Origin of the sequence: Pantoea vagans (assembly GCF_001506165.1) — a bacterium.
Classification (GTDB): Bacteria; Pseudomonadota; Gammaproteobacteria; order Enterobacterales; family Enterobacteriaceae; genus Pantoea; species Pantoea vagans_C.
The window spans coordinates 322,795-335,651 of record NZ_CP011427.1 but is presented as its reverse complement, the minus strand read 5'-3'; the positions used below and the strand labels follow the sequence as shown (position 1 = coordinate 335,651).

The following is a 12,857-nucleotide window of genomic DNA, read 5'->3' as shown; positions in this document are numbered from 1 at the left end:
CGTTAGCCAGACCAGCAAAAAGTGTTACCTGTGTGCCCGGTTTGCGCATTCATGCGCCGGGGAATTTACAGCGTCACCCCACTCTTAAATATCGCTAACTCACGGAAATCATTGGCTTCGTTACGCGCTGGTTTCCCATTAGCTATCGCTACGATCATATCGACGAACTCGGCCAGCATCTCCGGCATGCTCATGCCATCAATCAACCGTCCAGCGTTAAAATCAATCCAGTGCGGCTTCTTCTCAGCCAACTGGGTGTTGGTCGCGATCTTCACCGTGGGCACAAAGCCACCGTAAGGCGTGCCGCGACCGGTGGTAAACAGCACCATATGACAGCCCGCACCGGCCAAGGCACTGGTGGCTACCGCATCATTTCCCGGCGCACTCAACAGATTCAAGCCCGGCGTGTTGAGACGTTCCCCATATTTCAGCACGTCCACCACCTGGCTCTGGCCCGCTTTCTGCGTACAGCCGAGGGACTTTTCTTCCAGCGTGGTGATGCCGCCCGCTTTGTTCCCTGGCGACGGGTTCTCATAAATCGGCTGCTGGTGATCGATAAAGTAGCGCTTGAAGTCGTTAATCATCGCCACAGTTTTGTCGAAGGTGGCTTCATCCCGGCAACGGCTCATCAGAATGCGCTCTGCGCCAAACATCTCCGGTACTTCGGTCAACACCGTGGTGCCGCCGTTAGCAATCATTTGATCGGAGAAACAGCCCAACATCGGGTTAGCGGTGATGCCGGAGAAACCGTCGGAACCACCACACTCCAGACCAAACTTCAGTTCGCTGAGTTTGCCCGGCTGGCGCTGATCTTCGCGCATCACGTTATACAGCGCGTGCAGCCGCTCAAGTCCGGCCTCCACCTCATCGTCCTGCTTCTGACATTCCATAAACTGCACGCGGTCGCTGTCAAAGCCACCGAGGGTATCGCGGAACACATCCACCTGATTGTTCTCGCAGCCCAGGCCAATCACCAGCACTGCGCCAGCATTCGGATGACGCACCATGTTTTGCAGCATGGTGCGCGTGTTCTCATGGTCCTGCCCGAGCTGTGAACAGCCAAACGGGTGGCTGAACAAATGCACGCCATCAATGCCTTGCGCGTCATTGGTTTCTTTCATAAAGCGCGACAGGATTTGCCGGGCGATACCATTCACGCAGCCAACGGTGGGCAGAATCCATAGCTCATTGCGGATCCCCACCTCGCCACTGGCGCGTCGGTATATCTGCACCTCACGGTCAGCCGCCTGGGGCGGAATCGTGAGGAATTCTGGCTGATACGCATATTCATCCAGATCGCTCAGATTGGTGCGTGCGTTGCTGGAGTGAATGATTTCCCCTGCAGCAATTGGGCGCGTGGCATGGGCAATCGGCAAACCGTATTTGATCACCAGCGCATCGGTTGCCAGCGGTGTCAGCGCGAACTTATGGCCGCGCCCTACTTCATGCTGCAGCGTGATGACCTGATGATCGATTTCAACCTGGGTGTCAGCTGCTAAATCCCGCAGCGCCACCGCCACGTTGTCGCGTGAATGTATTTTTATCGCATCTTGCATAGCGTTATCTCAGTGGGTTCAACGCCGCCCGCATCCCGTGGACGATGATGTTTTGCAGGTGTTGGCTGATGGCGGCCACAAGTCCGGGCCGCTGAGTCAGATCTTCGCCCCAGTGTTGGCTGTTGCTCAGCACGGTCTGCACCAGCTGTTCTGGGGGCATTTTGTTTTGGTTTACGGCGGGCCACAGCTCAGCGAACTGCTGCAACCAGTGATCGTCATCCTGTAAAGGCCAGTGCTGCTCACCCTGTTCGCCACGATAAAACGCCAGCAGCGCGGCAAACGCGAAGGTCAGGTGAGTTGGCCATTGGCCGGTTTGCTGCTGTGACAGCAACAGCGGCGGCAGCAAACGGGTGCGGAACTTGGTCATGCCATTGAGCGCAATCGAGAGCAGCGCATGGCGGATAAACGGATTGCGGAAGCGGCGCTGCACGGCATCGGCAAAGGCGTGGAGTTCATCGCGGGGTAGATCCAGCGTCGGGATCACCTCATCACGTAGCAGCGCATCGACATAGCCTTCAATGGCAGCGTCATCCATCGCTTCGCCGACACTCTCCAGCCCCGCCTGAAACGCCACCGGTACCATGGCGGTATGCGCGCCATTGAGGATCGCCACCTTCTGCGCTTTGTAGGGCGTGATATCATCGACAAACTTCACCTCTGGCGCCAGATGATCCAACTTCAACTCCTGCGCCAGCGCATCTGGCCCCTGAATCACAAACTGGTAATAGACTTCACCCGCCACCAGATAGCGATCTTCATAGCCCAACTGCGCAGATATCGACGCGCTGTCGGCGGGATAACCGATGACGATGCGATCCACCAGCGTGTTATAAAACGCGCAGTGATCCAGCACCCAGCGTGCAAACCCGGAGGGAAGCTGCCAGTGCTTGATGTAGCGCAACACCAAATCGCGCAGCGCATCGCCGTTATAATCGATTAACTCGCAGGGCACGATCAGCCAGCCCTTGTCTGCGGCACCAGCAAAGTGGTTAAAGCGTTCCCACAGCAATTGCGTCAGCTTGCCGGGAAAGGAGGAGGCGGGCGCATCCTCCAGACGATCCTGCTCAGCAAACGCAATACCCGCTTCGGTGGTATTGGAAAACACATAGCGCATCTGCGGTGCGCGGGCCAGTGCGAGGAAATCGTCATAATGCTGATAAGGCTGGATCTCGCGATTCACGCTGCGGATCAAGCGGGTTTCACTGACCTGCTCACCCGCCGCATTCAGGCCACGGATCAGCGTGGTGTACAACCCATCCTGCTGATTCAGTGAATCCGCTACCACGCGATTGCGCGGCCGCACCACCACCACGCCCGCATCGGTATCCTGATGTTGATTGAGCCAGTCAAGTTGCCAGTCAATGAAGGCACGCAGGAAATTGCCTTCACCGAACTGAATAACGCGTTCGCTGTACTGCGCGCCGGGGAAGTCGTGACGGTTTAGCCGCTGCATCATCAGGCTCCTAACTCAATGCCGAAGTAATCACGGGCATTGTTAAAGCTGATGTTCTGCACCATCTGGCCCAGCAGCGCTTCGTCGGCAGGGGCTTCACCTCGTGCCACCCAATTGCCAATCATCTGGCACAGCAGACGACGGAAATACTCATGGCGCGTGTAGGAGAGGAAGCTGCGGCTGTCGGTGAGCATGCCGACGAAGCGGCTCAGTAAACCGATTTGCGCCAGCTGCGTCATTTGACGCTGCATACCATCCAGTTGATCGTTGAACCACCATGCTGAGCCAAACTGCATCTTGCCCGGCTCCCCTTCCCCCTGGAAATTGCCCGCCATAGTCGCCAGCACTTCGTTATCACGGGGGTTGACGCAATAAAGGATGGTTTTTGGCAGCGCATTATTGCGGTTCTGCGCATCCAGCAAGCGAGCCAGCGGGATCGCCAGCGGCGCATCGTTAATGGAATCGAAACCGACGTCCGGGCCAAGGATATCGAACTGGCGTTGGTTGGCATTACGCAGCGCACCGATGTGATATTGCTGCGCCCAGCCGCGGCGGGCATATTCGCTGCCCAGCCATACCAGCACCGCAGTTTTGAATTGCGCGACTTCCTGTTGTGATGGTGCGGTCCCTTGCAGACGGCGCGCCAGAATGCCATCCAGCGTGCTTTCATCCGCTTCGGCAAACAGCACCACATCCAGCGCGTGGTCGGAGATTTTGCAGCCGTGTGCGGCAAAATGATCGAGACGTTGGCTGAGGCCACGCAGCAGATCGTCAAAGCGCAGCACGTTGATATCCGTGACCTGCTCCAGACGCTGGATCCACGGCAGGAAGGTATCGAGTTCGATATTGAAGGCTTTATCTGGACGCCAGCTCGGCAGCACTTTCACGCTGAAACTGGCATCGTTCGCCAGCGTGCGGTGATGCTGGAGATCGTCCAGTGGATCGTCGGTGGTACCGACCATTTTCACCTTCATCTGCTGCATGATGCCGCGTGCGCTAAAGGCATCCTGAGCCAGTAATTCGTTGCACTGCTGCCAGATGCGATCGGCGCTTTGCTCATTCAAAAGCACATCAGTAATACCAAACGGACGGCGAAGTTCGAGGTGCGTCCAGTGATACAGCGGATTCCCAATAGTATGTGGCACCGTGCGGGCCCAGGCGTTGAACTTATCCTGATCGCTGGCTGCGCCCGTGCACAGTGCTTCCGGCACGCCGTTGGCACGCATCGCCCGCCACTTGTAGTGATCGCCCTTCAGCCAGATGTCATAGAGGTTGGTGAAGCGATAATTTTCGGCAATCTGCTGCGGGGGTAAATGACAGTGATAGTCGAAAATCGGCTGATCTTTGGCGTAGTCATGGTACAGACGACGGGCGAACTCGCTATCGAGGAGAAAATCTTCACTCATAAAACGCGACATACCTGCTTCCTCATGTTTGGTGCCTGTTGGCTTCTGACTCAAAGTTATCATACCAATTTTGCAAATCGGCAAAATTGTTTGCGATGCATCTCACAATAATGACAGTTTCACTGTGGGTATATGGACGAAATAGCCAGCATTAATGCACTAACCTGCTGTTGTAGCGGCTTTTTAAATGAACTCACACGGCATGCAGGGTTTTTGTGATGGCATTCAACTTTTAAAGTTGTATAACAAGTTAACCTCTCGCCTCGTTGATGCCGATCGTAATGGCACAGCGCATAACAACAAGGCGGCGGGTCTGCTCGTCAAGGCCGCCCGAGTGCGCACAGCAGTGCGCCTGACTCTTTAATGGCAAGCATTACGACAGACTGGAAGAGGTTAATGATGCGTAAGATCAAAGGGCTACGCTGGTACATGATTGGGCTGGTGACGCTGGGCACCATACTCGGCTACCTCACGCGCAATACCATCGCGGTTGCCGCACCCACGCTGGAAACCCAGCTTGGCATTACCACACAACAATACTCGTATATCGTTGCCGCCTATTCGGCGTGCTACACCGTGATGCAGCCCGTGGCCGGTTATGTGCTGGACTTACTGGGTACCAAAATCGGCTATGCGGTATTCGCCGTGCTGTGGGCAATCTTCTGCGCGGCCACGGCGATGGCGGGCAGCTGGGGCGGTTTTGCGCTGGCGCGCGGTGCGGTCGGTGCAGCGGAAGCCGCAATGATTCCTGCGGGCCTGAAAGCCAGTAGCGAATGGTTCCCGGCGAAAGAGCGTTCCGTCGCGGTGGGCTACTTTAACGTGGGTTCGTCGATAGGAGCGATGCTGGCACCGCCGCTGGTGGTGTGGGCGATTATGGCACACAGCTGGCAAATGGCGTTTATCATCACCGGCGTGTTGAGCATGGTGTGGGCACTGTGTTGGCTGGTGTTTTATAAGCATCCAAAGCAACAAACCAAGCTGAGTGAAGAAGAGCGTCATTACATTATCGCGGGACAGGAAGTACAGCATCAGACTGGCAACAACAGCAAAATGTCCGCCCGCCAGATTCTGCGCAACCGCCAGTTTTGGGGTATCGCTCTGCCGCGCTTCCTTGCAGAACCAGCCTGGGGCACGTTTAACGCGTGGATCCCGCTGTTTATGTTCAAAGTTTATGGCTTCAATTTGAAAGAGATCGCTATGTTTGCCTGGATGCCGATGCTGTTCGCGGACCTGGGCTGTATTGTCGGCGGATATTTGCCACCACTGTTCCAGCGCTGGTTTGGCGTCAACCTCATCGTCTCACGTAAACTGGTCGTCACCATGGGCGCAGTGCTGATGATTGCGCCGGGCACCATCGGCTTGTTTACCAGCCCTTATGTCGCGATTGGATTATTGTGCGTCGGTGGTTTTGCTCATCAGGCCCTGTCTGGCGCGCTGATTACTCTCTCTTCCGATGTGTTTGGGCGTAATGAAGTGGCAACCGCCAACGGTTTGACCGGCATGGCAGCCTGGACCGCCAGCACATTGTTTGCTCTGGTGGTCGGCGCACTGGCCGATACCTTAGGCTTTAGCCCGCTGTTCGCCGCACTGGCCGTGTTTGATTTGCTGGGTGCCTGCGTTATCTGGACGGTACTGAAAAATCAACCGGTGTCTGAACTGGATGATGCGCACATGGCGCAACCGGCCACCGCGCGCAGTTAATCTCCTCGGGCTGGTGTCTGCCAGCCCATTTCCTCCGTTCCGCCAAAGTGGTATAACAACTCAACCTCCACCACTACAGCGAACCGCGCAATGGATCTGAACGAATCCCGTCGTCTTTACCAACAACTCGCCAGTGAACTCAAACGCCGGATTGAAGCAGACGATTATCGCGTGGGCGATAAACTGCCTGCTGAACGTTTGATCGCTGAAGAGATGGAAGTCAGCCGTACGGTGGTGCGTGAAGCGATCATTATGCTGGAAGTGGAAGGTTACGTTGAAGTGCGTAAAGGCTCAGGCATTCACGTCGTCAGCAATCAGCAGCAGAATCGTGAAACCACCCCGAGCCAGTTGGAATTTGCCAGCTTTGGACCCTTCGAGCTGCTGCAAGCCCGCCAGCTGATTGAGAGCAACGTGGCCGAATTCGCCGCCACGCAAGTCACGCGTCAGGATATTATGGCGTTGATGGCGATCCAGGAAAAAGCGCGTCATGAAGATCACTCACGTGATTCCGAATGGGATATGCATTTCCATGTGCGTATTGCGCAATCCACACAAAACAGTGCATTAGCCGCGATTGTTGAAAAGATGTGGCTGCACCGCCTGCACAACCCCTATTGGCTGAAACTGCACGAACATATCGATGCGCGCAATATCACCAGCTGGTGCGACGATCATGACCAGATTTTGAAAGCACTGATGCGCAAAGATCCCGCCGCCAGCAAGCTGGCAATGTGGCAGCACCTGGAAAATACTAAACAGATGCTGTTTAACGCCACAGCCGATGATTTTGAATTCAATGTTGACCGTTACATGTTTGCGGAAAATCCCGTCATCCTGCCGGAAGGTAGTGACAATTCACATTGATTCTGCTGCATTTCCAGGCGAATTAGTCAGTTAATCTGCAATAATGTCAGCTCATGTAAAGCTCCTTTTGACCATCTGCGTCAAAAGGTAAAACTCCTGTACGGCAGCCACTTTACACTGTCTGACTAGCGTGATTTTTGTTACAGTTATCGCCCTTTTCTTACCCTTTGCGACAGGGCTTTAAAAAGTCGCTGATTTAACAATCTATTCTGGATGGATCCGGAAACCCCGCATGGGCTGCATACCTAAAATGTATAACCAAACCAGCCTGCGCCTCAGCCCCTCACGGGCACGTTTAACAATGATGTTCAGGAACGATTGATGGATATTTTGAAAGCATTGCTGCATGCCCTGTGGCAGCAGGATTACGAAATGCTCTCCGACCCCACGCTGGTGTGGGCCATATACGGTTTGCTGTTCATGATCCTGTTTCTGGAGAACGGCCTGCTACCTGCCGCATTTCTTCCCGGTGATAGCCTGTTAATTCTTGTTGGCGTGTTAATCGCCAAAGGCACCATGGGTTTCCCGTTAACATTGCTGGTGCTGACCACCGGCGCCAGCCTCGGTTGTTGGGTGAGTTATATACAGGGCCGATGGCTCGGCAACACCCCCACCGTGCAAAAATGGCTCTCACATTTACCCGCGCAATATCATCAGCGCGCCCATAAATTATTCCACCGCCACGGCTTATCGGCGCTGTTGATCGGCCGCTTTATTGCCTTTGTGCGTACGCTGTTGCCTACCATTGCCGGGCTCTCTGGCTTGAGCAATGCGCGTTTCCAGTTCTTCAACTGGGTGAGCGGCTTCTTGTGGGTGCTGATCCTAACCGTGCTCGGCTTTGCGCTGGGTAAAACCCCGATTTTCCGCCGCTACGAAGATGAGCTGATGTTCTGCCTGATGCTGCTGCCGTTAGTGTTGCTGGTGATTGGGTTGGTGGGTTCTCTGGTTGTACTGTGGCGTAAACGCCAGGCATCACGTAATGGGAATTCACAGTCATGATCAAGTTGCGTGGATTCCCCAAGCGCATACTGCCTTGGGTATTTGCCGGTGCGTTGGCAGTGCTGACCGTGATTTTTGCGCCTTCGTTACTGCAACATGAAGCCGTGGTGCAAATCCGTGTTGCTCATAGCGGCACCAATTTGCCCGATGGTTTTTATCTTTATCAGCAACTCACCGCGCAAGGCGTACGTATCAAAAGTATTACGCCTTCTGGCGATGCGCTAGTGATTCATTTTGAGAATGAAGAGCAGAGTTTAGCGGCACAGAAAGTGCTGCGACGCCTGCTGCCACAAGGGTTCGTGGTGGCCAGTGGGCCACAAGCTTCGCAGCAGGTTCCTGACGCCAATCGTCCCACTTACAGCTAACATTCCTCCGTCTGGCGATAAGCCAGACGGTGAATCAATCCTCGCTATCCCCGCGTCTTCTTTGAATTTTTTCGTCCGATGTCTATCCTTAAGGAAGCGTGCGTTATGACAAGCTGGGATGCCATTCCTGCCCGGTTTGCGGCAGGTCATCAACAATGGAAGGTAAAAGCCTGATGAAACAACAATTACTGCTGGGTGCTATTCTGTTCTCTCTCTCCGGTTCGCTGCTGGCGGCTGAATCACTGTGTCTGCAAAAAGAGCATGACATTCAGCGCGAGATCGACATGGCTAAACAGCATGATAATCAGCGCCGGGTCACCGGGCTGGAGCGCGCGCTGACTGAAGTCCGTGCCAGCTGCACCGATGAGAAACTGAAATCTGCCCACAGCGAACGCATCGAAGCGCAGAAGCATAAAATTGCTGAACGTGAGCGAGAGTTGAAGGAAGAACGTCAGGATGGCGACAAAGACAAGATTGAAAAGCGCGAACGTAAGCTAGAAGAGGCACAGCACGAGCTGAAAAAGCTGGAAGCTGAGCCCTACTAATCGGACTTAAATAAATGATGTATACCCAAAATAATTCGAGCTTCAGGAAGGCGGCAAGTGCCTGAATCCTCAGGAGCTTACTGATGTAAGTGACTGAGGTGAATGCACGTAGCCAACGCACCTGCAGCTTGAAGTATGAAGGGTATAATGGAGAACTTCATGTCTAAAGACACTACATCTGAACATCTGCGTGCGGAATTGAAAAACCTTGCTGACACCCTGGAAGAAGTCCTGAGCAGTTCAGCGGATAAATCCAAAACTGAGCTGGATAAGCTGCGTAGCAAAGCGCGTGGTGCGATTGAGAGTTCTCGTGAGCGTCTGGGGGATTCTGGCGAGCGTATCGCGCAGACCACCCGTGAAGCTGCGGAGAAAGCCGATGAGTATGTGCGCGATAACCCGTGGCACGGCGTGGGCATCGGTGCTGCTGTCGGTGTGCTGATCGGCATCCTGATCTCACGTCGTTGATATGAGCGATAGTCAGAGCCACGGCCCAGGCAAAGGGGTCTTCAACATTGGTCAGCGCATTGTCACCACGCTGGTAGGCATGGTGGAAACGCGTGTCCGGCTTGCGATTGCGGAGCTGGAAGAGGAAAAAGCCAATCTGATTCAGATGCTGCTGATGATTGGTTTGACCATGCTGTTTACCGCTTTCGGTTTAATGAGCCTGATGGTGCTGATCATCTGGGCGGTGGATGCGCAATATCGGCTGATGGCGATAGGCATTACCACCGCAGTGCTGTTTGCCTTGGCGTTGATATTTGGTTTGTGGACGCTGCATAAGTCTCGTCAGTCCACGCTGCTGCGCCACACGCGTAAAGAACTTGAAACCGATCGCAAGCTGCTGGAGGAGCATCGCTCATGAGCCGCCGCGAACGTGAAGCGCGCATCCATGAACTGCTTAACCAGGTGCAGCAGCAGCGCCTCGATCTCAGCGCGGGTCGCCGGGACTGGCTGGATAGCACTGCGCAGTACGATCGCGGTTGGTTAACGCTGATCAGCATGCGCCGCTATCTGGCGATTGGCAGCAGCGCGTTAGCAATCTGGTCTATCCGCAGCCCTAACCGTATTTTGCGTTGGGCAAAACGCGGTTTTGGCTTGTGGAGCACCTGGCGCATGATCAAATCCACGCTCGAACCTCGCTAATTCCTTCATTTCAAACCGGATCTAATTGATTCGGTTTTTCTTCATCAGAATTCCTGAACAACATTGACAGTTTATCTCGCTTACAACTGTTCCATCCTGCGACTATCATCTCCCTCCATCAGCCCAACGAACTTTTACATCCGGTTCAGCGGGATTAAAACCTTGCAGGCCAACAACCTGCTTCATAATTCTTGTTGGAGTAAATGATGAAAAAATTCGAAGACTCAGGCCTGTTGCTGGCACGTGTATTAATGACCATTCTGTTCATCACTGCAGGCTGGGGCAAAATCACCGGTTATGCGGGTACCGCACAATATATGCAGTCAATGGGCGTCCCTGGCTTCCTGCTGCCACTGGTTATCCTGCTGGAGTTCGGCGGCGGTCTGGCGATTCTGTTCGGTTTACTGACCCGTTTCACTGCGCTGTTCACCGCTGGCTTCACCTTGTTGACCGCGTTCCTGTTCCACAGCAACTTCGCGGAAGGTGTTAACCAGCTGATGTTCATGAAAAACCTGTCCATCGCCGGTGGTTTCCTGGTGTTGGGTCTGGTAGGTCCAGGCGCTTACAGCATTGATCGTCTGATTCGTGCGCGTTTCGCTCCGGCTGCCGCACGCTAAGCACACAAGCATTGTCAGAACACATATACTGATTTGCAGGGGCGAGGATATTCCTCGCCCTTTTTCTTTATGGAGGGCTTATGGGACAGCTGATTGACGGTGTCTGGCATGACACCTGGTACGATACGAAGTCAACCGGTGGCCGCTTCAAACGCACAGAAGCAGTCTGGCGCAACTGGGTCACCGCTGATGGCCATGCCGGCCCCACCGGCAAAGAAGGCTTTGCCGCCGAACGTGACCGTTATCATTTGTACGTTTCTCTTGCTTGCCCGTGGGCACACCGCACGCTGTTGATGCGTCAGTTAAAAGGGCTGGAGGAGATGATCTCCGTATCGGTGGTGCATCCATTGATGCTGGAAAACGGTTGGACCTTCGATGATGATTTCCCGGACGCCACCGGTGACTCGCTTTACCAGAACGAATTCCTGTATCAACTCTATCTGCATGCCGATCCCCACTACACAGGGCGCGTCACCGTGCCGGTGCTCTGGGACAAAACGCAGCACACCATTGTCAGTAATGAATCTGCCGATATCATTCGCATGCTCAACAGCGCCTTTGATGCGCAGGGCGCGCGCGCAGGTGATTACTACCCGATTGAATTACGCGACAAGATTGATGAGCTGAACGGCTGGATTTACGACACGGTCAACAACGGCGTGTACAAAAGCGGCTTTGCCACTTCCCAGGCAGCCTATGATGAATCAGTAACGGCGCTGTTTCATTCGCTGGCACGGCTGGAGCAGATCCTTGGGCAGCATCGCTATCTGACAGGCGACCGTCTCACCGAGGCCGACCTGCGCTTGTGGACGACGCTGGTGCGCTTTGATCCGGTTTACGTCACTCACTTTAAATGTGACCGCCACCGTATCAGTGATTACCGCAATCTCAGCGGCTTCCTGCGTGATATCTACCAGATGCCAGGTATTGCCGATACCGTGAACCTGCCGCACATTCGCCATCACTACTATTGCAGCCACAAAACCATCAATCCGAGCGGCGTGATTTCGCTGGGCCCGGCATTTGACTGGGATGAGCCGCACGGCCGCGGCTGAGGATAGTACGGCTGGGTGCCCTCACCCTGGCCCTCTCCCACAGGGAGAGGGAACTGTTGTGTGCGGTTTGGTACCCTTCACAGGAAGACAGGACTGTTTTGTGCGGTTTGGCAGAATGTGTTCATGGCTGATAACCGCTCGGTCATTCCCTTCTCCCGCATGCGGGAGAAGGTTAGGATGAGGGCGCATTTACCCGCTTAAGCAAACTTAATCAGCACCATCCCCGCAATCAACAATCCGACGCCCAGCCAGCCAATGCGGTTCAGCCGCTGGCCAAACAGCACCCAACCTGCAGCGACGGTCACGACCAGCCCGAAACCACCCCATAGGGCATACGCCACCGAAAGATCGATTCCTTTTACCGCTTGTGCCAAGGCACTGAATGCCGCCAGCACGGCAGTGAGAGACAGCAGGCCATACAGCGGGCGGCGGAATCCATCGGAGTATTTCAGAAAGATGTTTGCGATGATCTCCAACCCAATCGCCAGTGCCAGCCAGGCAAGGTGCACAGCATTAAACGTGGCCATGTTGTCGCTCCTTGCGCGCCAAAGTGCCGGATTTGATCAACACAATCCCTGCCACCAGCGTAATTAAGCCGGCCACTTTCATCACCGATAAGCTTTCATCAAACAACATCACGCTGAACAGCGTAATAAACAGAATGCCGATCCCTTCCCACATGGCGTAAGCCACGCCAAGCGCGATACGTTTTACGGCAAACGATAAGAAAATATAGGAAAGCGCAATCATCACCAGCATGAAAATAAAAACAGATTGATTGTCATTGACGCTGGCCCATTTCATCGAAAGCGTGCCGGTAATTTCAGCCAGGATGGCTAAAACTAATAAAATCCAATAACGCATACTTTCTCTCCTTAAGAGAAATAGATAGCCATCACGCGGAATAATCGCGTGAGAAATTTAAGAATATTTTTAAATAAGGAGAGTGTGACGCTAAAGCGCGAAGCGCCAGTGCTGGTCGTAGATCGAGCAGTGGAAGTGTTCAGGAAGGTCAGTAAAAATAGCCATCATTGGGGCGTTCATTTTGTCCATAATTTTACAACTTATCCACGTTGTTGCTTTTCATCGATGTGGATGAATAATTGTCCTCGGTAGTTAAACACGCGCTTATTCTGGCATATGGCCGTTAGAT

Annotated in this window: 15 protein-coding genes; 10 read left to right on the top strand and 5 right to left on the bottom strand. The window is 54.1% G+C overall.

Translation table 11 applies throughout. From position 1 onward, the window contains the following. Nucleotides 1–65: 65 nt before the first annotated feature. The 3 genes from LK04_RS01690 to uxaC are packed head-to-tail and all read right to left on the bottom strand — an operon-like array spanning nucleotide 66 to nucleotide 4,427. On the bottom strand, nucleotides 66–1,556 hold the full coding sequence (locus LK04_RS01690; protein WP_039336764.1) for a UxaA family hydrolase: 1,491 nt from the start codon (nucleotides 1,554–1,556) through the stop codon (nucleotides 66–68). Nucleotides 1,557–1,560: 4 nt separating this feature from the next. Further along, the gene (locus tag LK04_RS01685) at nucleotides 1,561–3,009 is read right to left on the bottom strand and encodes a tagaturonate reductase (protein ID WP_039336766.1); all 1,449 of its coding nucleotides are present in this window, start codon (nucleotides 3,007–3,009) and stop codon (nucleotides 1,561–1,563) included. A gap of 2 nt (nucleotides 3,010–3,011) precedes the next feature. After that, entirely contained in the window at nucleotides 3,012–4,427 is a 1,416-nt protein-coding gene (uxaC, locus tag LK04_RS01680) for a glucuronate isomerase (RefSeq protein WP_039336768.1), read from the bottom strand. Nucleotides 4,428–4,814: 387 nt separating this feature from the next. Here uxaC and LK04_RS01675 point away from each other — a divergent pair, with 387 nt between their 5' ends. The 10 genes from LK04_RS01675 (at nucleotide 4,815) to LK04_RS01630 (ending at nucleotide 11,704) form a co-directional block, all read left to right on the top strand. After that, nucleotides 4,815–6,116, top strand: coding sequence for an MFS transporter (locus LK04_RS01675; RefSeq protein ID WP_039336778.1), 1,302 nt, complete (start codon nucleotides 4,815–4,817; stop codon nucleotides 6,114–6,116). Nucleotides 6,117–6,206: 90 nt separating this feature from the next. Beyond that, entirely contained in the window at nucleotides 6,207–6,980 is a 774-nt protein-coding gene (exuR, locus tag LK04_RS01670; RefSeq protein WP_039336770.1) for a transcriptional regulator ExuR, read from the top strand. Between the two features lie 321 nt (nucleotides 6,981–7,301). Then, the gene (locus tag LK04_RS01665) at nucleotides 7,302–7,979 is read left to right on the top strand and encodes a DedA family protein (RefSeq protein ID WP_039336772.1); all 678 of its coding nucleotides are present in this window, start codon (nucleotides 7,302–7,304) and stop codon (nucleotides 7,977–7,979) included. Beyond that, nucleotides 7,976–8,344 carry an EnvZ/OmpR regulon moderator MzrA gene (gene mzrA / locus LK04_RS01660; RefSeq protein ID WP_039336774.1) on the top strand — a complete coding sequence of 123 codons (369 nt, stop codon included), beginning with the start codon at nucleotides 7,976–7,978 and terminating at the stop codon, nucleotides 8,342–8,344. The genes LK04_RS01665 and mzrA overlap by 4 nt, the downstream gene beginning before the upstream one ends. 173 nt (nucleotides 8,345–8,517) lie before the next feature. Next, a complete protein-coding gene (locus LK04_RS01655; protein WP_153011386.1) occupies nucleotides 8,518–8,889 on the top strand; it encodes a DUF1090 domain-containing protein in 372 nt (123 codons plus the stop codon). Nucleotides 8,890–9,048: 159 nt separating this feature from the next. Next, entirely contained in the window at nucleotides 9,049–9,354 is a 306-nt protein-coding gene (locus tag LK04_RS01650) for a DUF883 family protein (RefSeq protein ID WP_039331587.1), read from the top strand. A 1-nt stretch (nucleotide 9,355) separates the two neighbouring features. Continuing rightward, a complete protein-coding gene (locus LK04_RS01645) occupies nucleotides 9,356–9,751 on the top strand; it encodes a phage holin family protein (RefSeq protein ID WP_039331351.1) in 396 nt (131 codons plus the stop codon). Further along, the gene (locus tag LK04_RS01640; RefSeq protein ID WP_039331354.1) at nucleotides 9,748–10,032 is read left to right on the top strand and encodes a YqjK-like family protein; all 285 of its coding nucleotides are present in this window, start codon (nucleotides 9,748–9,750) and stop codon (nucleotides 10,030–10,032) included. Before LK04_RS01645 ends, LK04_RS01640 begins: the two co-directional genes overlap by 4 nt. A 206-nt stretch (nucleotides 10,033–10,238) precedes the next feature. Further along, nucleotides 10,239–10,649, top strand: coding sequence for a DoxX family protein (locus LK04_RS01635; protein ID WP_039331356.1), 411 nt, complete (start codon nucleotides 10,239–10,241; stop codon nucleotides 10,647–10,649). Between the two features lie 80 nt (nucleotides 10,650–10,729). Beyond that, nucleotides 10,730–11,704 (top strand): glutathione S-transferase family protein, encoded by a 975-nt coding sequence (locus LK04_RS01630; RefSeq protein ID WP_039331358.1) that lies wholly within the window; start codon nucleotides 10,730–10,732, stop codon nucleotides 11,702–11,704. A gap of 197 nt (nucleotides 11,705–11,901) precedes the next feature. Here the strand turns inward: LK04_RS01630 and mdtI are convergent, their stop codons facing one another. Together mdtI and mdtJ are read right to left on the bottom strand one after the other, a co-directional pair. Next, nucleotides 11,902–12,231, bottom strand: a complete 330-nt coding sequence (gene mdtI, locus LK04_RS01625) for a multidrug/spermidine efflux SMR transporter subunit MdtI (RefSeq protein WP_039331360.1) — start codon at nucleotides 12,229–12,231, stop codon at nucleotides 11,902–11,904. Beyond that, nucleotides 12,218–12,568: a multidrug/spermidine efflux SMR transporter subunit MdtJ gene (gene mdtJ, locus LK04_RS01620; RefSeq protein WP_039331363.1), complete on the bottom strand. Its 351-nt coding sequence runs from the start codon at nucleotides 12,566–12,568 to the stop codon at nucleotides 12,218–12,220. Before mdtJ ends, mdtI begins: the two co-directional genes overlap by 14 nt. Between the last annotated feature and the right edge of the window lie 289 nt (nucleotides 12,569–12,857).

Coding starts and splice junctions, on each gene's coding strand:
- mzrA (WP_039336774.1), top strand. CDS start 7,976: ATGATCAAGTTGCGTGGATTCCCCAAGCGCATACTGCCTTGGGTATTT.
- LK04_RS01630 (WP_039331358.1), top strand. CDS start 10,730: ATGGGACAGCTGATTGACGGTGTCTGGCATGACACCTGGTACGATACG.
- LK04_RS01690 (WP_039336764.1), bottom strand. CDS start 1,556: ATGCAAGATGCGATAAAAATACATTCACGCGACAACGTGGCGGTGGCG.
- LK04_RS01655 (WP_153011386.1), top strand. CDS start 8,518: ATGAAACAACAATTACTGCTGGGTGCTATTCTGTTCTCTCTCTCCGGT.
- LK04_RS01645 (WP_039331351.1), top strand. CDS start 9,356: ATGAGCGATAGTCAGAGCCACGGCCCAGGCAAAGGGGTCTTCAACATT.
- LK04_RS01665 (WP_039336772.1), top strand. CDS start 7,302: ATGGATATTTTGAAAGCATTGCTGCATGCCCTGTGGCAGCAGGATTAC.
- exuR (WP_039336770.1), top strand. CDS start 6,207: ATGGATCTGAACGAATCCCGTCGTCTTTACCAACAACTCGCCAGTGAA.
- uxaC (WP_039336768.1), bottom strand. CDS start 4,427: ATGTCGCGTTTTATGAGTGAAGATTTTCTCCTCGATAGCGAGTTCGCC.
- mdtJ (WP_039331363.1), bottom strand. CDS start 12,568: ATGCGTTATTGGATTTTATTAGTTTTAGCCATCCTGGCTGAAATTACC.
- LK04_RS01640 (WP_039331354.1), top strand. CDS start 9,748: ATGAGCCGCCGCGAACGTGAAGCGCGCATCCATGAACTGCTTAACCAG.
- LK04_RS01650 (WP_039331587.1), top strand. CDS start 9,049: ATGTCTAAAGACACTACATCTGAACATCTGCGTGCGGAATTGAAAAAC.
- LK04_RS01685 (WP_039336766.1), bottom strand. CDS start 3,009: ATGCAGCGGCTAAACCGTCACGACTTCCCCGGCGCGCAGTACAGCGAA.
- LK04_RS01675 (WP_039336778.1), top strand. CDS start 4,815: ATGCGTAAGATCAAAGGGCTACGCTGGTACATGATTGGGCTGGTGACG.
- LK04_RS01635 (WP_039331356.1), top strand. CDS start 10,239: ATGAAAAAATTCGAAGACTCAGGCCTGTTGCTGGCACGTGTATTAATG.
- mdtI (WP_039331360.1), bottom strand. CDS start 12,231: ATGGCCACGTTTAATGCTGTGCACCTTGCCTGGCTGGCACTGGCGATT.